19 protein-coding genes are annotated in these 17,744 nt (G+C 55.8%); 13 read left to right on the top strand and 6 right to left on the bottom strand.

Features of this window, described 5'->3' with window-relative positions; translation table 11 throughout:
- Positions 1-190 precede the first annotated feature (190 nt).
- Complete coding sequence (locus ABNF92_RS01220; protein ID WP_349343204.1) at positions 191-1,630, top strand: sigma 54-interacting transcriptional regulator; 1,440 nt, start codon at positions 191-193, stop codon at positions 1,628-1,630.
- Here ABNF92_RS01220 and ABNF92_RS01215 read toward each other — a convergent pair.
- Genes ABNF92_RS01215 through ABNF92_RS01200 form a run of 4 tightly spaced genes read right to left on the bottom strand, consistent with a single transcriptional unit; the run spans position 1,627 to position 7,254 of the window.
- Positions 1,627-3,465: a protein kinase gene (locus ABNF92_RS01215; RefSeq protein ID WP_349343203.1), complete on the bottom strand. Its 1,839-nt coding sequence runs from the start codon at positions 3,463-3,465 to the stop codon at positions 1,627-1,629. The genes ABNF92_RS01220 and ABNF92_RS01215 overlap by 4 nt on opposite strands.
- Positions 3,466-3,474: 9 nt before the next feature.
- Positions 3,475-5,064, bottom strand: coding sequence for a dihydrolipoyllysine-residue acetyltransferase (locus tag ABNF92_RS01210; protein ID WP_349343202.1), 1,590 nt, complete (start codon positions 5,062-5,064; stop codon positions 3,475-3,477).
- A gap of 26 nt (positions 5,065-5,090) precedes the next feature.
- The gene (locus ABNF92_RS01205) at positions 5,091-6,068 is read right to left on the bottom strand and encodes a transketolase C-terminal domain-containing protein (protein WP_069185257.1); all 978 of its coding nucleotides are present in this window, start codon (positions 6,066-6,068) and stop codon (positions 5,091-5,093) included.
- 1 nt (position 6,069) lies between these two features.
- The gene (locus ABNF92_RS01200) at positions 6,070-7,254 is read right to left on the bottom strand and encodes a thiamine pyrophosphate-dependent dehydrogenase E1 component subunit alpha (RefSeq protein ID WP_349343201.1); all 1,185 of its coding nucleotides are present in this window, start codon (positions 7,252-7,254) and stop codon (positions 6,070-6,072) included.
- A 274-nt stretch (positions 7,255-7,528) separates the two neighbouring features.
- Here ABNF92_RS01200 and ABNF92_RS01195 point away from each other — a divergent pair, with 274 nt between their 5' ends.
- The 3 genes from ABNF92_RS01195 (at position 7,529) to ABNF92_RS01185 (ending at position 11,443) form a co-directional block, all read left to right on the top strand.
- A complete protein-coding gene (locus tag ABNF92_RS01195) occupies positions 7,529-8,998 on the top strand; it encodes a malate:quinone oxidoreductase (protein WP_349343200.1) in 1,470 nt (489 codons plus the stop codon).
- Positions 8,999-9,027: 29 nt separating this feature from the next.
- Positions 9,028-10,764: an isocitrate/isopropylmalate family dehydrogenase gene (locus ABNF92_RS01190; RefSeq protein WP_349343199.1), complete on the top strand. Its 1,737-nt coding sequence runs from the start codon at positions 9,028-9,030 to the stop codon at positions 10,762-10,764.
- Between the two features lie 115 nt (positions 10,765-10,879).
- A complete protein-coding gene (locus tag ABNF92_RS01185; RefSeq protein WP_222464447.1) occupies positions 10,880-11,443 on the top strand; it encodes a pyridoxamine 5'-phosphate oxidase family protein in 564 nt (187 codons plus the stop codon).
- Between the two features lie 13 nt (positions 11,444-11,456).
- Here the strand turns inward: ABNF92_RS01185 and ABNF92_RS01180 are convergent, their stop codons facing one another.
- Positions 11,457-11,921, bottom strand: a complete 465-nt coding sequence (locus ABNF92_RS01180) for a MarR family winged helix-turn-helix transcriptional regulator (protein ID WP_291908660.1) — start codon at positions 11,919-11,921, stop codon at positions 11,457-11,459.
- Between the two features lie 187 nt (positions 11,922-12,108).
- Here ABNF92_RS01180 and ABNF92_RS01175 point away from each other — a divergent pair, with 187 nt between their 5' ends.
- Positions 12,109-13,089 carry a LysR family transcriptional regulator gene (locus tag ABNF92_RS01175; RefSeq protein ID WP_349343198.1) on the top strand — a complete coding sequence of 327 codons (981 nt, stop codon included), beginning with the start codon at positions 12,109-12,111 and terminating at the stop codon, positions 13,087-13,089.
- 76 nt (positions 13,090-13,165) lie between these two features.
- Positions 13,166-13,336: a hypothetical protein gene (locus tag ABNF92_RS01170; RefSeq protein ID WP_291908656.1), complete on the top strand. Its 171-nt coding sequence runs from the start codon at positions 13,166-13,168 to the stop codon at positions 13,334-13,336.
- A gap of 66 nt (positions 13,337-13,402) precedes the next feature.
- Here the strand turns inward: ABNF92_RS01170 and ABNF92_RS01165 are convergent, their stop codons facing one another.
- Entirely contained in the window at positions 13,403-14,272 is an 870-nt protein-coding gene (locus ABNF92_RS01165; protein WP_349343197.1) for an AraC family transcriptional regulator, read from the bottom strand.
- A 110-nt stretch (positions 14,273-14,382) separates the two neighbouring features.
- On the opposite strand from ABNF92_RS01165, the gene ABNF92_RS01160 reads away from it, so the two are divergent.
- The 7 genes from ABNF92_RS01160 (at position 14,383) to ABNF92_RS01130 (ending at position 17,680) form a co-directional block, all read left to right on the top strand.
- Positions 14,383-14,853, top strand: coding sequence for a YHS domain-containing (seleno)protein (locus ABNF92_RS01160; protein WP_222464452.1), 471 nt, complete (start codon positions 14,383-14,385; stop codon positions 14,851-14,853).
- Between the two features lie 83 nt (positions 14,854-14,936).
- A complete protein-coding gene (locus tag ABNF92_RS01155) occupies positions 14,937-15,059 on the top strand; it encodes a hypothetical protein (protein WP_349343196.1) in 123 nt (40 codons plus the stop codon).
- Positions 15,040-15,222 carry a DUF2282 domain-containing protein gene (locus tag ABNF92_RS01150; protein WP_349344049.1) on the top strand — a complete coding sequence of 61 codons (183 nt, stop codon included), beginning with the start codon at positions 15,040-15,042 and terminating at the stop codon, positions 15,220-15,222. The genes ABNF92_RS01155 and ABNF92_RS01150 overlap by 20 nt, the downstream gene beginning before the upstream one ends.
- A gap of 5 nt (positions 15,223-15,227) precedes the next feature.
- A complete protein-coding gene (locus ABNF92_RS01145; protein WP_349343195.1) occupies positions 15,228-16,139 on the top strand; it encodes a DUF692 domain-containing protein in 912 nt (303 codons plus the stop codon).
- Positions 16,126-16,875: a putative DNA-binding domain-containing protein gene (locus tag ABNF92_RS01140; RefSeq protein WP_349343194.1), complete on the top strand. Its 750-nt coding sequence runs from the start codon at positions 16,126-16,128 to the stop codon at positions 16,873-16,875. Before ABNF92_RS01145 ends, ABNF92_RS01140 begins: the two co-directional genes overlap by 14 nt.
- 12 nt (positions 16,876-16,887) lie before the next feature.
- Positions 16,888-17,355 (top strand): DoxX family protein, encoded by a 468-nt coding sequence (locus tag ABNF92_RS01135; protein ID WP_349343193.1) that lies wholly within the window; start codon positions 16,888-16,890, stop codon positions 17,353-17,355.
- A complete protein-coding gene (locus tag ABNF92_RS01130; RefSeq protein ID WP_349343192.1) occupies positions 17,342-17,680 on the top strand; it encodes a thioredoxin family protein in 339 nt (112 codons plus the stop codon). Before ABNF92_RS01135 ends, ABNF92_RS01130 begins: the two co-directional genes overlap by 14 nt.
- Positions 17,681-17,744 lie beyond the last annotated feature (64 nt).

Raw genomic sequence — 17,744 nt, 5'->3', positions numbered from 1 at the left:
TCTAATTATCGTTGTGACTATTGACCGATCAACAACCGTGCCATTCTTTCAAGATATTGTTTTATATGTATAAAAAATTATCGACCTCTTTTGGTGTCCAATAAAATAGACATTTATGTTCATAAAATTCAACACAAGTTGTCTAAAATTCTGTACACTGCCTGGTTAGGTTTCGCTGGGAGAAAGCTCGATGGCTAATCTGAATACTCCTCCAGAGGGGGTGAAAGAAAGTGCCGTACAGATGTTGGCCGAGTCCTTTGGTACGTTTTATGAACATGCCATCGCGGTGGACACCCGGCACCGGATAACATGGATCAGTGAGGGCTATCGCAAATTCCTGGGGCTGAACTATGAGCCCCTCGGCGAGCCGATCAAGCGGCACGTCCCGAACAGTTTCATGCCCCGGGTGGTTGATACCGGCAAGCCTGTTTTCCTGGATCTGCTGTATGTTCAGGAACAGTGGGTCATTGTAAGTGCCCTGCCACTGCAGAATGAGAAAGGGGATATTGTCGGTGGTTTCGGTTTTGTGGCCATGGCTGACAACACAAGCCTTGGCAAGCTCGCCGACAAGTACAACAAGCTCCAGAAAGAGCTGGACAGCGTTACCAGTCAGCTTGACCTGGAGCGCCGGAGCAAATACCGGTTGTCTCATATCGTTGGTCGCAGCCGGGAGTTGCAGGGCCTCAAGAAAAAGCTCAGGCAGGTGGCCCGTTTCGATATCTCGGTGCTTCTCACTGGTGAGACCGGTACGGGTAAAGAGCTCTTCGCCCACGCGATTCATCAACTCTCCAACCGCTCCCATAAGCCGTTTGTTTCTCTGAATGTCTCGGCCGTTCCGGAAAACCTCATAGAAGCCGAGTTCTTTGGTGTCGCGCCCGGCGCTTTTACCGGTGCGAGCCGGGAAGGCAGGGAAGGGAAGCTTGCCCTGGCCAGGGGAGGCACGCTGTTCCTGGACGAAATCGGCGACATGCCACCGAATGTGCAAAGCAAACTGTTGCGGGTACTGCAGGATCAAGAGTTTGAGGCCGTTGGCTCAAACAAGGTCCAGAAAGCCAATGTCAGGATTGTTGCTGCAACCAGCCGGGATCTTCAGGGAATGATCCGGGACGGGGATTTCCGGGCGGACCTGTTCTACCGACTCAACGGCATGCCAATCCATCTGCCGGCCCTGCGTCAGCGCCTTGAAGACATTGATCTGATTGCCGAACGCATCCTCGACGAGATCACCACCAGACTGAACCTGACGCTATACTTTCTGACACCTGAGGCGCTGGACATCTTGCGCAGGCACACCTGGCCGGGAAACGTGCGCGAACTGCGTAATGTGCTCGAACGAGCGGTGATCCTGTCGGAAAACAATCCTGAAATTGGCGCCGAACTTGTCCATGAGCTGATCGGAACGGACCTTTCTACCGAAGTGGTCAAACCTCCAGTCGAAGGCGTTTTCAGCAATGACTGGTCGCCGGACTTTCAGGCTCCCGTACCACTTCAGGAGCAGATGGCCGCCGCAGAGCGCACCATACTCCGCGAGGCTCTGGGTAAAACCGGTGGTAATCGCAAGCAGGCCGCGGAACTGCTGGGCATTTCCCGGGCGTCCCTGTACGAAAAAATGCGAAGGCTCGGCGTCTAGACCGTTTCTGATCTCGGGTTGCGCGGGTAATACCGGTCGGGCAGACGTTCGATATGCGCGAAGAAGCGCGTGTCCTTATAGGGCATCTTCATATACCCGGAAACTCCGAGCCCGGTGATCTGTTCGACAGCGGAAAGGATTTCATCCAACAGCCGCGTAAACTCCGCTTCCCGGTCGGGATCCAGCAGCCGGTAGTGGCTGTGAATCTTAAGGTGCCGGGGCAGGGCTTCGAAGATAATCATGCCGGTGTGGTGGATGTCGTTCAGGGCCTCCAGAGCGTGGATTATGATGTCCGGCAGAACCAGAAACTCCTCCGGATCGGGGCCGTCCTCGAAGTAGGAATGCACGCGGCTTTCATCCTCAACCTCCGGCGCAGCGCTGACCTCGTAATGCAGTTTCATTCCCGGTGACAGGAGAAAGGGTTGATCCGGCTCGTCACGGTCGATGTGCAGAGTGTTCCGGGCGTTAAACAGGCAGCTTTTGAAAATGCCCTGTCGGTAAATTGCCTGGGCGAGGTAAACCATGTTGTTGACCGCCTGAACAAATGCTGACTTCAGTGCCGGATCGTGCAGGTTCAGCGACGTGTCGATGTAGATTCCATCGGTTTCCCAACGCACGGCCAGGCCACCTTCCACCGGGTAGCGCCCCAGGCGGCTGACGGCCGCCAGGAAGGCTTTCTCGGTTTCGCCCATGCCCTGCATGAAGTTCTTGTAGTAGCGGTCGAGCTGAACGTCGTTAACGTCGTTGAGGGTTTCCGGCGCTCCTTCTTCCCGGAGGAAGGATTTGCGGGAGCTGTAAACCACGGTGTCGATTTCCTGGTCCGAGGCTCGCACCCAAACCGGTACCTGGGCCGCGACCGGCTTTTCGGGCAGATCGATCATCACCGTTCGGGCCATCCGTGGCATTTCCCTAAGGTAGTAATCACCGGCTTTGCGCCGGGTGTCTGGATCCGGCGACAGCATGCCATCCAGCATCCGGGCGAACTCCATGGGCAGTCCCAGGGAAGTGGCGGGAATGGCACGATGACCAAAACGGCAGGATTGCGCCGAAGCGAGGGCATAGAGTGTGCCGGCCGCCCCCTGTTCATCAAAGCGGGGTGAAGACAGACCACCGTTGAGCTGTTCCTCACCAATAAAATAGACATCCCCAAGCCGCGCGTTGGTTTGCTGCAGGTTGTCGGACATCAGTTCCATGACGTTGGCGGTAATGAACTGCTGGTTAGCGTCCAGCTGGGCAAACACCGAGGAGCCCCAGTCAATCAGCGCGATGTTTTCGGTGCTGGCGTCGAACACCAGATTGGATGGTTTGATATCACCGTGAACGATCGGTCTTCCGGCAGGGCCGTTTTCCCGGCGCAGGTTGCGCAGGATGTCGGCCAGCTGGTCGGCAATGCGGATAATGAGTCTTGGCTTCAGGCGGCCATCACGAAGGGATACCTCTTCCAGATTCAGCCCGGCAGCCCGTTCCATCACCAGAATCGGTTGGTTATTGGCTCGCTGATAGGAAATCAGCCGCGGCACCCTGGGGTGACGGACCTGCTCAAGAATATACGCTTCGTCTTCAAGCCGGTCCTGAAGATGTCTGGGCAGGTTGATGCGGGTGAATTTGAACACATGTTCCGGGCCACCGATGGCTGTGCCCGGCAGGCGGCCGGCAAAGACAAAGCCGTAGGCGCCCTTACCAATCAGTTCGATGTCCTGATAGCCGAGTTGGCGGAGCTGGGCGGCGCAAAGCGCCACCCAGTCCTTGAGCTTCTTGGCATCATCATGGCTGAGCAGATAGATCGACTGCTCTTCGGGGATGTAGAACTGCTGCAGTTGAGTCTTCTGCGCCATGATTGTCCGTCAGCCCATATGCAGCAGCATGGTTTGGGGCGATTCCAGGTAACCTTTCCAGCGGTTGCAGAAGCGGGCGATCGTGCCGCCATCGATTATGCGGTGATCGCCGGCCCAGCTCACCGTCATGATGGCCCGTTCCACCACCTGGCCGTTGGCGTCAAACCGGGGCAGTTTCTGGGTGCGTCCCAGGGCCACGATAGCAACCTCGGGTGCATTGATAATGGGTGCAGCGTAGGTGCCACCCAGTGCGCCAATGTTGGAGATGGTGATGGTGCCGCCCTTGAGGTCTTCCTGGCTGACACGGCCGGATCGGGCCGCTTCGGTAAGGCGCGCCACTTCGTCAGCAATGCCCAGCAAGGACAGGCTCTCAACGCCCTTGATGTTCGGCACCATAAGCCCGGCCTTGCCATCCACCGCCATACCAATGTTGCATTGGGGCAGGTAGTGAATCTCGGTGACGTCGTCGTTGAGCTGACTGTTGAGTACCGGGAATTCCTGGACCGCCAGGGCCATGGCCTTCATGAAGAAGGGCATGAGCGTCAGCCGTGAGCCCCGAGCTTCCGCCTCTGGTTTGAGTTGTTCCCGGAGCTTGAGCAGATCGGTGACATCAATATCCTCGCTGTAAATAAAGTGAGGAATGGTGGTCGCCGATTTCACCATGCTTTTCGCCATGGCGGCTTTCATGCCTCGGATCGGTTCCACACGAACGTCCTGCTCGGGCGCGTTCTGCCGGCGTGTTACGGTACCGCCGGAAGCTTGCGCTTCGTGGCCGGAATCCGGAGCCTGCGCCGATTTTGAACCACTCTCAATATGCGCCAGCACATCGGCCTTCAGCACCCGGCCATCTTTGCCGGAGCCGGCGATGTCGCTGAGGTTGAGCTCGTGTTCCCGCACCAGGCGACGGACGGCCGGGCTGGCGGGAATACGCTGTCCGCTGGCCTTAGCAACCGGTGAGGCCGTTGCGGTTGAGAGTTGCGCAGCGGGCTCCGGTTTGGCTCTGGGCTCTTCTGGCTCTTCCCGGTCCCGGGGAATGAACGCGAACAGCGGCGCATGAACCTTGGCCATCGCCTGCTGTTGGTGATAAAGCTTGGTTACCCGCCCGGCTTTGGGAGCAGTAATCTCGACCATGGCCTTGTCGGTCATAACGTCCACGACAGGCTGGTCTTCCTCGATTTCGTCACCCTCGGCAACCCGCCATTCCACCACCTCGCACTCAACGATGCCTTCGCCGATATCCGGCAGGATAAAGTCTTCGGTGGCGTTATCTCCGGACTCGGCGCCTGAGGGAGATTGCTTTTCAGCCACGGGCGCAGCTTTTGGTTCAGCAGAACTGGCAGACGGTGCCTGGCCACCACTTTCGCTCTCGTCCACCAGTTCAAACAGCGGGGCATGAACCTTGGCGATATCGCCTTCCTTGTAGTAAAGGCGTGTCACCCGGCCCTTATAGGGCGCCGGAATTTCCACCAGGGCCTTGTCGGTCATGACCTCGGCCACCGGCTGATCTTCTTCGATCACATCGCCTTCACTGACCAGCCATTTGACCAGTTCACATTCCACGATACCTTCGCCGATATCGGGCAGAATAAAATCACTCATAGTTGCTCTCCTGTCCTGATATCAGCCTAGAATTCAACGCTCGCCCTGATGGCCTCGTAGACCTTCAGGTGATTGGGCAGGTGCTCTTTTTCCAGCACCAGCGGGAACGGAGTGTCCATTCCGGTTACCCGAGCGATCGGAGATTCCAGATACAGGAAGCAGCGCTCCTGAATCGTGGCGGCGATTTCACCGGCGAAGCCGCCGGTCAGGGGAGCTTCGTGGGTGACCACCAGCCTTCCGGTCTTGAACACGGAGTTGGCGACGGTTTCCACATCCCAGGGCAAGATGGTCCTCAGGTCGATGACCTCACAGGAAATGCCATCCTTCTCGGCCCGTTCCACGGCCTGATCGATAACTTCCATCTGGGCGCCCCAGCCCAGAACCGTCACATCCGTGCCTTCCTTGGTGACTTCAGCTTCACCCAGGGGCAGGCGGTAGTCCTCGTCTGGCACTTCACCCACCGAGGCCCGGTAAAGCCGCTTGGGCTCGAAGAACAGGGTTGGGTTGGGATCGTGGATGGCGGCCAGCAATAGCCCTTTGGCCTGATGCGGGTTGCGCGGTACCACGATTTTCAAACCCGGGGTGTGGGCGAAGTAGGCTTCCGGGGACTGGGAGTGATACAGGCCGCCGGCAATACCGCCGCCGTAAGGGGCGCGAATGGTTAGCCCGCCAACGTTGAACAGGTTGCCCGAGCGGTAGCGGAACTTGGCGGATTCGTTCACGATCTGATCGAACGCCGGGAAGATGTAGTCCGCGAACTGGATCTCGGCTACCGGTACCGAGCCCTGTGCCGCCAGGCCGTTGGCAAACCCGATGATGCCTTGCTCTACCAGGGGTGTGTTGAAGCAACGGGCCTTGCCGTACTTCTGTTGCAGGTTACTGGTGGCACGGAAAACGCCGCCAAAGACACCCACGTCCTCACCGAAACACAGCACTCGCTCGTCTTCCGCCATGGCAGTGTCGAGGGCGTTGTTGATGGCCTGGAGCATATTCATCTTGGTCATATCATGCTCCTCCCTTGGCGTCTTCGGCACTCTTCGGGTACTCGTCCGGATACCGGCGAATATGCGCCTTCAGTTTGTCGAACTGCTCAGCCAGCGCCGGCGGGACTTCGTCATAGACATCACTGACCAATGATTCAAGCGGTGGTGGCGGCCGTTTCTGCGCCCGTTTCATGGTTTCGAGCACTTCCCGGCGCATGTTCTCCTGCAGCTGCTTTTCGTCGTCCTCACTCCACCATTTCTTGCTTTCCAGCCACAGGCGCATGCGCAGGATCGGATCTTTTTCCCGCCATACTGCCTCTTCATCCTTGCTGCGATAACCGGACGGGTCGTCTGATGAGGAGTGGGCCGCCAGCCGATAACTCATGGCTTCGATCAATACCGGACGGTTGTGTTCTACGGCCAGCTTGCGGGCCTCTTGCGTGGCCTGATACATCGCCAGAATGTCGTTTCCGTCCACCCGGATCACATCCATCTTGTAGCCGTAGGCCCGGGGTGCAACGCCGTCGGCTGCAAACTGTTCGGCGGCCGGTGTGGAAATAGCGTAACCGTTGTTCCGGCACAGGAAGATCACGGGCACCCGATGAACCGCCGCCATGTTCAGGGCCGCGTGGAAATCGCCCTCGGAAGCGGCGCCTTCACCGAAATAGGTAATGGTGCAATGACCTTCGCCCCGGAGTTTCTGACCGTAGGCATAGCCCGTGGCCTGGGGAATCTGGGTGGCCAGCGGTGAAGAGATGGTCATGTAGTTCAGCTTTTTCGAGCCATAATGGACCGGCATCTGGCGACCCTTGCCATAGTCCATCTCATTGCCGAACAGCTGGTTCATGAATTCGTCGATGGTAAAGCCGCGGTAGGCGAGGGCACCTTGCTCCCGATACTGCGCCATAATCATGTCGCCATCATCCAGCGCCGCCGCGCTGCCAATTACGGCCGCTTCTTCACCGGTGCACTGCATGTAAAAGCTCAGGCGGCCCTGCCGTTGGGCGGCAAGCATGCGTTCATCAAGAATTCGGGTGGTGACCATGGCCCTATAGATGCGAAGGGCTTTGTCTTTGTCGAGATCAGGAGCTTTGGCGCTCTTGTAGAGCTTGCCGTCCTGTTTCAGAAGCCTGAACGTGGGAATACGGAATTCCGCACCGTCGGTAAACACTGGGGAATACACAACTTTGGACTTTGTTGTTGTCATAATCCTCTTCCTGGGGTAGTGGCCTGAGGAACAAACACTCCTTGTGGGAGTGTAGTTAATGTCATTGTAGACAGCCTGGCAGAATCTGGTGTGATTCGTGCCAGGTGATGTTTACCTTAACGTAAACTGCTGGAGAGGGGTAGACCCCCGTTGATAGATTTTAAGTGATGAGTAACCGCTGTCTCCGCGTTTTCCGCGCCTGGCGAAGCGTGCTACCGTCAAGGTATACACTTTTTAACGGATTCAGACATTTGACTCACGCGGGCAGGTTTTAATGAACGTAATCATTATCGGCGCAGGAATAATGGGCACCACTTTCGCCACCCTGGCGAAAGAGTTGGCACCGGAACTGGAAATCACCATTCTGGAAAGACTGGACGGCCCCGGGGCCGGGAATTCCTGGGTGTTCAACAACGCAGGTACCGGGCACGAGGCAAACTGTGAGCTGAACTACACACCGGTGGACGAAGAGGTTATTTCGGTCGAAAAGGCGGTAAAGATTCACGCCCAGTTTAACGTGGCCAAGCAGTTCTGGGCCTATCTGATCCAGAAGGGCGCTATCAAGGATCCCAAATCCTTCATCAACCAGACCAAGCACTGCACCATTGTCTCGGAACCGTCGATTCAGGAACTGAAACTCCGCTTCAACGAGATGTCGGCGCACCATTTCTTTGAGCAGATGCGCTATTCAGAAGACTTCGACGAGATCAAGAGCTGGATTCCCTACACCATGGAGGGGCGGCCGCGCCATGAGAAGATGGCGGCGACGGTTATCGAAACCGGCACGGACGTCAACTTTGGTGCGCTGACAGAGCAAATGGCCCGGCACGCCGTTGACGACCTCGGGGTAAAGATTGAATACGGCACCCACGTGAAGCGCGTACATCGCAGCCCGGCCGGTAGCTGGCTTGTGGAAACCCAGAGTAGGGGAGGTGATCGACAGTACAAGGCGGATGTTCTGTTTGTCGGTGCGGGCGGTGGTGCATTCCCGATCCTGAAAAAGAGCCATCTGCCTTTTGCCCGTCGTTTCACCGGTTTTCCCGTTGGCGGGCGTTTCCTGCAGGCCGAGATCACCGCCGTGCAGGCCAAGCAATACAGGGCCAAAACCTACGGTAAGGCAAAGGTGGGTGCACCGCCGATGTCCGTTCCGCACCTTGATCTGCGGGTATCAGACGGAAAGTATTACCTTCTGTTTGGCCCGTTCGCCTCGTTCAAACCGGTACTGGAGAGAGGGCGGGGATTCCTCGATTACCTTCGTTCAATGCGCCTCCACGATATTCCGAGCCTGCTGAACGTCGCCCTGGAGCACTTCCCTCTGGTCAAATATCTGGTTTCAGAGACCTTCAAGGGCGAAAAGAGCATGTTCGAAGAGCTGGACAGCTTCGCTCCGGGCATGAGTAAGAAGTTCAACTGGAAAGCGGTTGAGGCTGGCCAGCGGGTACAGATCATCCGGGATGGGGACCTGCAGATGGGCACCGAGATCCTGGTATCCAGTGACAAGACCTACGGTACCTTGCTCGGCGCATCCCCGGGTGCTTCGGTGTCGCCGGAGGTCATGCTGCGTTGCCTGGAACAGCTTTTGCCGTCTATTTTTACCAGTGAGCAAGCGGAAAAGAAGAAGAAAGAAATATTCCCCGAAGATAACCTGGAGGCGCTAGCGAAGAATCCCGACCGATACCGGGAGATCCGGGATTTGGTCAATGAGCGGTTGGGTATCAAGCCGTCGGCATCACAGCAGGACTGAACAGGCCAACAAATAACAGGGAGATTTCCATGGACAGCAGAATCAGTGTCACCTCGCCTCTTGTGATCCTTCACGGCGACGAAATGGCCCAGGTAGCGTTTGACCATATTCTGAAGAAGTTCGTGAACTCACGGCTTGATATTCAGCTTGAAGAAATCGACCTGTCTGCGGAAAACCGACTGTTGACCAATGGCCAGGTAGTCATCGATGCCATTGAAGCTCTCCAACGTCATGGTGTGGGAGTCAAAAATGCCGGCATGACCGTAAACCGGCAGCAGCTCGAGGACTTGCTCCGTAAGCATCCGGATGTGGACGGCAACAACCTGCACCCGCTTGCGACCAAATCGCCAAACGGCGCTATCCGGAAGGGCATCAGCGGCAATATAACCCGGGAAGACATCAAGTTCCGTAACCTCAACATTCGTCGTCCGGAATGGGTAGGGCGCGACATTGAGGTGGATACCATGGAATTCGGTGGCATCAAGGACAGCTTTAACCAGCTATCCATGGCAACCGGTGTGGTCAAGCTGATGTTTGTCGGGAGTAGTGGAGACCCTGTAGAGCTGCATCGCCGAGAGATTCGCAAGGGCGATCCCTGGCTGTTGGCAACCAATGACCTGGAGGACGTTAAAGCCTGGGCACATCGCTTCTTCCAGCGAGCTATTGCCGAGAAACGGGATGTCTACCTGGGCCTGAAAGACACCGTGATCCCCGGCTACGACGGCGCCATGAGAGCAGCGATCGAGGACATCTACCACAGTGACTACAAGAAGCAGATCGAGGATCTGGGTCTGAAGTACTTCTACGAGCTGATTGATGCCCAGGCGGCACGAATTGTTTCCAACCCACCTAAGCGAGCGCTGTGGGGCGTGCCGGACAACACCACCGGGCGTAAATTGCTCAAGCTGGTGAACCAACTCAAGGAGTTTGGTATTCCGGGCCGGGGTGCCCATGTGTCAATTTCTCGCATGAGTGCCGGAGGCGGCGACCAGTACGGCAGCTTCAACATGGCGGCCAAGGAAGATGGCATTCTCAAGGTGATCGTCGACGGTGACGAGAAGCATGCCCGCCGGGTCAGAAAAGGCGATCCGATGCTTCTCATGTCTAATGACCGCGAGGCCATCAAGGACTGGGTTCTGCAAGTGTTCCGGGATGCCTCGCGCAAAGACAAGGAGGTGTATTTCGGTCTAAAGCGCGAGTACATGGAGTACGACGAAGTCTACAGCGATGTGATTACCGAAGTGCGCCGCGAGTTGGCCAGTGAGGACACGCCGCCACCATCGTTTATGATCATGCGGCCTTCGAGCCAGCTCAAGAAGATGATCACCGATCCTCCCAGAAATGCGCTGTATCCGTCCCAGAACCTGGATGGGGACATCTTCTCGGACATCTCAGCGGCGCTCGGCGGCAGCCTGGCGACCGCCAGTTCCATCATCGAGAGCAAGGACGGCACCATGCTGTTCGAGGCGCCCCATGGCACGGCACATGATCTTTACCTGAAGTATCTTGAGAGTGACGGAAAGATCGCCCACTTCAATCCATCGGCGTTGATCTTCGCGCTGGCCAACGCCCTGGAAACTGTCGGTGAGCGAGAGGGTAACGAACCTTTGAGCCAGTACGCCGTTCAATTGAAGGCCGCGTTAACGGATACCGTCGACAGCGGAATTGTTACTGCCGATTTGAGGGGTAAAACCGTTGATCCGGATTCTGAACAGGTGGTGGATATGATTGGCTTTCTGGAGGCGGTGGAAAAGGTGCTCGGATGAAACCTCAGAAAAAGCCGAGCCCCCTTTAAAAGAATGGAGACGCGATGTAACACCTGGGCCAGTCGGGTTACTGATAGCAAATGGGATAACATTTTCAGAACCTCGGGAGCCCGCCATGGCGCACAAGTTTGCCGAAATCGCGTTTACCAGAACGGTAAAGCAGGTCCAGGAAAAGATGGGCAGCCGTTCGGGGTATTCATCCATCGAGTCCGGGCCTGACCGTAACAATCTGCTGAGAGACCGCGAGCGTGGGTTCATCGAGGCCCGTGACAGCTTTTACATTGCCAGTGTCAGCGAAACAGGTTGGCCCTACATTCAGCATCGGGGAGGACCGGCCGGTTTTTTGAAGGTGATAGATCAATCGACAATCGGCTTTGCCGATTACTCCGGCAATCGCCAATACATCACCACGGGCAATGTCCTTACCAATGACCGAGTCGCCCTGTTCATGATGGACTACCCAAACAAAAGGCGGCTCAAACTGCTTGGCCGGATGACACTGGTCGGCTCAGACCAGCCTGACCTCCTCGAGCAATTGCAGGATGGCGATTACAACGCCCAGGTAGAGAAGGGCATGATCATTCGAGTTGAAGCGTTTGACTGGAATTGTCCGCAGCATATTACCCCTCGCTATACTCAATCAGAGGTCGAAGCATTGCTCGAGTCCATGCGTGATTGAGGCTGAAGAGGCGTCAGAGGGTCGACTGGAGTTTACTGCTGTAGCGCCGGAGCTTTCCCACGGTCTCTGACCAGTCATCTGCACCCACCATGTTGGTGAACTCATCGTGAGCTTCCTCCCACCTTGCCAGTGCCTGCACGTATATGTCTTCGCCCTCCGGCGTCAATGAAAGCCCCAGAGAACGCTTATGCCCTGTAGGCTGGGACTGCAGAAGCCCCTTGGCGATCAGTTTTTCAACCGTGCGCTGAAGGGATGTGCGCTCCATGCCGAGAAGCTCGGCCAGCTCGTTGATGGAGTTTGGTGGCGACAGTTTGATGGCATTCAGAATAGAAAACTGGGTAATCCTGAGGCCGGTGTCCGAAAGGTGATGGTTGTAGTGACGGGTTACCAGCCTGGAAAACACGCGGGAGTACAGAGCGGCGCAGGTTCTGGCAACATCGAGAGGCGTTGCTTCCTGGTCTAATGAGTGCCCGGACACGGTGGGTTTCCCTGTGTTTAAGTGTATATGCATGATGCTAGGTGGAAGTGCCCGTGATGTCCAGCCGATCAAACCAAAGAAGTTCAGGGAATCTTGCGTGGTTTCAGTAACAGTCAGGCCTCCAGGGCGTCTGAGAAACAGGTATCACGTTCTCTCCGATGTCCTCTTCACACGCAAGCGAGGCACCATGAAAAATCAGGAACTCAACTTGTTGCATGTCTTCAGCGCCATCATGACTGAAGGCTCCATTACACGAGCGGCGGACCGCCTGGGCATGACCCAGCCTGCGGTTTCGAATGTAGTTTCCCGAATGCGCATCGCCTGGAAGGATCCTCTGTTTGTTAAACGCGGAAGACAGGTGGAGCCGACGTCCTATGCCCAAAGCCTCTGGGACCAGATTCGCAACCCCCTGCACGAGCTGTCCAACGCGGTAAACTCCACCCGCTTCACGCCCGGCGAATCCCGCAGGACGTTCAGGGTTGCGGTCACCGATCTGATACTCGAAATGGTCTGGCAACCGCTGGTCTCCGAGTTGCAGCAAAGTGCGCCCGGGATTGATCTGCATGCGGTGCCTTTCTCTCCGGCCACGGCAGCGAATCATCTGCGAGAAGCGAGTGTCGACTTTGTGATTGGATTTTTCGAACAGCATGATCACAGCCTGCGAAGCCTTTGGCTTTTTGACACCGGCTATGTGCTGGCCATGAGAAGCGACCATGACCTGAGTGGTCGGCCCGTGGACCTGGATTCATTTCTGGAAGCTCAACATTTGCTGGCAACCATGTCTGGTGAGGCTCACGGTGTTGTCGACGATACACTCAACAGGCGTGGCCTGGAGAGACGCGTCGCAGTGACGGTAAACCATTTTTCCGCCGTTCCAAATCTGCTCAGAAACTCCGACCTGGTTGCTACCATCCCGGAAGTTATTACCGGCGACTGCGAATTCTGCGCGGGAATTTCGATCACCAGTCTGCCAATTGAGGTGGAGCCAACCAGCCTGTACCTCGCATGGCACACCCGCCACGACCGGGACCCTGGCATTATCTGGATTCGAAGCGTAATCGAGCGAGTGGCCAAGGCGTGTTGGGCGCAAGCCATGGCCGCCAGAGAACTTGATTGTGGACCACTGACGGTGATTAACCCCGGTTTGGACAATCGGCCCATAAACTAGAACACCTGTCCATTTGTCGGGGTGTTCCGGTGGTTAGTATTTCTCCCGTAGACATCAACCACTGGAGAAACCCATCATGAAAAACCTTACTGCCAAAGCACTGCTTGTTGTTTCCATCGCCCTGATCTCGGCATCCGCCAGCGCATCTCTGGCGGACCGAAAGTCCGATATCGACGATTTCAGCGAGACCGTGAGTAGCCCATACAGCGGGCAAAAGGTCATCCGCGGGCAGATTGTTCTGAAGTAAAACGTTAAACCAAACGAAAAGCGGGCAAGGATTCAGAATCCTTGCCCGCTTTTCGTTGAGCACCATTCACGCGACGTTGGCGTTCTCCTCAGCTACGGTGTTCTGAGCCTCGGTAGCTGTTGCGTTCAACTTTTTCCATTCCCTGGGCGTCATGCCCGTATTCTTTTTGAAGGCCCTGGAGAACCCCGAGGCGTCTTCGTAGCCTACTTCGAAACAAATAATCGACATGGGCTTGTCTTTCAGAATGAGCTTCTTGGCAGCAGAGATACGGGCATTCTGGACGTATTCGCCAGGTGCCAGACCAAGCACATTCTTGAAGTGTTGGATGAAGGTTGATCGGGACATGGTCGCCACGTCAGCCAACTTATCAACAGAAAGATCTCCATTGAGATTGCTGTCGATGCAATTCAGTACCTTGCTCAGCTGACGGTCCGCGAGCGCGGATAGCATGCCCTTGGGTGTTTCCCCCTCGGAAACGATATGCCGGAGCACATTTACGAAAATGACCTCAACGAGTCGGTTCATAACCGCGTCCCGCCCTTCCTGGGCTGCTTCGGCTTCCGCGAACAACACATCTACGAATGAGCCAAGGCCCTGAACCGAAGACAGGGGAAGTACAACGGAAGGAGGCAGCGCCTGGAGGACCGGGTTTCGGGAACCAGTCTGAAACTTGATTGAGGCGCAAATCATCTCGGCACCTTCCTTGTTTGCGCCGAACAGCTGATGGGGCTGGGAGCGCACCGAGAAGATCATGGTCGGCTCCGTGAGTGTCATTTTTTCCCGGTTCGCTTCCATGATATCGAGCACCCCCGAACGGAGTACATGGATGTATCCGGTTCCTTCCTCTTCAAAGGACGCGAGTCCACAAAGCTGGCCCCGAAAGAACACGCCGGCGTTTACGTTGAGCTGGTCGAGAATGTAAGAAAGCCTGTCCATAAGCCACTCCAGATAATTGGCATAGAAGTTTGAACGATCGTACGCATTCAGTACCGCCCGAGGCCTTAATGTTTCAAACGTAGTCATCATTCATTCAAAGGAGATACCCAATGACTCGTTTCAACAAACTTCGTGCCTTCGTTGCTTTTGCTGCCATGAGCGCGGCTTCTGGTGTTTTTGCTGCCGATATCGACATGAACGCCGACGCCAATGATGTCGCCATCAGCGGTTACGACCCGGTGGCCTACTTTTCTGATTCAGAGGCCACCAAAGGTTCGGCCGAATACACCGCCACCTACAAGAACGCGATTTACCATTTCTCCAGCGCGGAGAACCGTGATCTGTTCCGTGCCGACCCCAGTGCCTATGCGCCCCAATACGGCGGCTACTGCGCATTCGGCGTAACCATGGAGAAGAAGTTCGACGTTGATCCCGAGGCCTGGCGGATTGTCGATAACAAACTCTACCTGAACCTGAACAAAGATGTGCAGAAGCGTTGGCTCACTGATGTACCTGGCTTCATCGCCAATGCCAACGACATCTGGCCGGAGATCAAAACCGTGGAAGCAGCCGAGCTGTAAAGCGCTGCCAGTGATCGGAGCAATTCGCAGGGTCCTTGATCTCAAGAACAAGGACCCTGAATCAAACTTTCAGGGTGATCGATATGAACCAGAAGCTTCTTTTTAGCGCGGCACTGGCCGCTGCACTGGCCGGCGCCATGTCCGCGCCACTGGCTCACGCAGGCGGCAAGAAAAAAATGCTATGGCATTTCCCCGGTTGGCGGTAACGACTGTGCGAACCTTGCGGGAACGCACTCCTGTGCTGGCCAGGCAAAGGTCGCCAACGACCCGGGTGAGTACAAGATTGTTGAGAAGGGCACCTGTGAAGATCTGGGTGGTTTTGACAAGGAAACGGCTCTGAAAATCATTGCTGAGAAAAGCAAGGGTTAAGGGTCATGAGTAATCGTCAGGACTCAGGCCAAAGCCAGCAGGAACTCAAGAGCACCGCCGTTGGGGTAGGGCTGCGACCAGAGCACTACCAGGACGTTCTGGAGCAGGCACCCTCAATCGATTTTCTTGAGGTTCACTCGGAGAACTTCTTCGCAGACGCCGGCATCTCTGTCGATCTTCTACAAGAGGTCTCGGCCAGCACGCCGATCAGCCTGCACGGCACCTCGGCAGGTTTGGGGTCGGTTGAGGCTGTTCCTGACGATTATCTCAAAAAACTGAAACGCCTTGTGGATCGGGTGGATCCGGTACTCGTGTCGGACCACCTGTGTTTCACCTGGGCAAGGATCGGTGGAAGGCTTTTTCACGGTGGTGATCTTCTACCCATTCCCTATACCGAAGACAGCTTGCTGCATGCAGTGAACAACATTGATCGCATACAACAGTACCTCGGTCGTCAGATCGCTATCGAGAATGTCTGCGCCTACATCGAGTTTGACCAGAGTGATTTCGACGAAGCGAGTTTTATCGGTGAAATCGTAGCTCTCACGCAGTGTGGACTGATCCTCGATATCAACAATCTGATGGTGAACGCCCGAAATGGGCAAGTCTCAAATCTGGAGAATTTTGTTGATCGCTATGTCGGATCACTCGACCACTCTGCGATTACCGAGATTCATCTTGCGGGCTCGACGCCCGTGGGCGAAGAAGAGCTGCTGATCGACGACCACGCCTGCCCGGTAACCGTGGCTGGCTGGCAAACCTACGAACGCGTGCTCAATGTGATTGGCCCAAAGCCCACGTTGATTGAATGGGATAACAATCTCCCATCCTGGCGCGAGCTTCTTGGGGAGGCTACCAAGGCCAGAAAGGCACAGCGCCGGGTACTGGGGAGTGAGCGCAGCCGTGAATCTCTCTGATTACCAAGCTCATTTCCTCGAATTCCTGTTCGGCGGTACGAGCACGCCGGTGCAGCCCAATTCCGAGGTGTATCGATTTGGGGTTGAGGCAAAGGCAGTTCGAGCCCTCGAGCAAGGTTATCCAACCGTGAGGGCACTGCTAGGCCCTGCCGACTTTGAAGGGCTGGCCCTCGACTATTTCAGGATGATCCGGAAACAGAGCGGAGACTGGGGCGATTTCGGTTGGGGCTTTTCGAGCTGGATTATCTCCCATCGGATTTCAGACCGCGTTCCTTATCTGTCCGATGTGGCGCGACTCGACAATCACGTAGCGGGGGTTGAGAGGAGCCAGTACGAAGAGGTGAGCGTTGCGAGCTTTAACGCAATTGGAGAGGACCTGGCGTCTTGCTCTCTGATTCTTAACAAAGGGATCCAGTTTTTCCGCTCCATGTACCCAGTGGTCAGTATCTGGGAGGCGCATAAAAGCGAGACCCCGAAGGACACACTCAGTTTCGCTCAGGCGAAGAGAATGATCGCCAAGGGCCTAGGGCAGAATGCGCTGGTCTATCGCGCGGGTTGGAAGGGAATGGCGGAAGTCATTACTGAGAGAGATGTGCTGTTGCTGGAGGCAGTCAGAAACCAGCGGAGTATCGCCGAAGTCTTTGGCGAGGATGTTCTGAAGGACAGCAACTTTACCTATTGGCTGCAAGACATGATCGCAAAAGGCGTCATTGTTGGCGCCAAAACCATTCACTAAGAGGAGATCGACATGAAAACCTTGGCTTACAGTTTCTACGGTTTGAACGATTCGGTTCAGCGATTGGTTGGCAGCCTGCTACCTATCGCGTTGTTTCTCGGGCGCCTTTATGTGGCCTGGGTCTTTTTCAAAGCTGGCCTAACAAAGATAGATGACTGGGGAACCACCCTGTTCCTGTTTGAGGAAGAATACAGTGTTCCTCTGTTGAGCCCCGAGTTTGCGGCGTTCCTGGCGACCTTTGGCGAACTGGTTTTTCCGGTGTTGCTGGTCATTGGCCTGTTTTCCCTGGTGTCCTCGCTGGGTCTGTTCGTCATCAACATTGTTGCGGTCATCAGTCTTGAAGCGATTGCACCAGCAGCAGAGTTATATCACGTGGTCTGGGGCCTTATTCTGATGGGCTTGGCCATGTGTGGGCCCGGTCTGTTGTCGCTCGACAAGCTGATCAGAACCCGTTTGAGAGGTGACTATGCCGCTAATTAATCTGAATACCTTTGAAGAACTGGGCGAACTCGCCAATAAACACGAATGGCTGCTACTGGACTTCTGGGCACCCTGGTGCGCGCCGTGCAAGGTAATGAATCCCGTGCTTGAAAAGTTCAGTGAACTGAATCCTGACAACGCGGTCATCAAGGTGGATGTGGATCAGAAGCACGAGATCGCCGCCAAATTCGGCGTCAGGGCGATACCGACTCTGGTTCTTCTCAGACGCGACCAGTTCATGGGGCAGGAGACCGGGTCCAGATCACTGAACGATCTGAACAAGTGGATCGACGGGCTAAAACAGAAGGTATCCCATTTGGCGTGAGTTGTTGGCGGTTTTCAGAGTAAACTCAGTTCGCCGGGTCCACGCCCGGCTTTTTTATTTGGAA

The organism is Marinobacter sp. MMG032 (assembly GCF_040112695.1).
Classification (GTDB): Bacteria; Pseudomonadota; Gammaproteobacteria; order Pseudomonadales; family Oleiphilaceae; genus Marinobacter; species Marinobacter salsuginis.
Note: the sequence above shows the minus strand (reverse complement) of the source record. Positions and strands in the feature narration are given on the sequence as shown.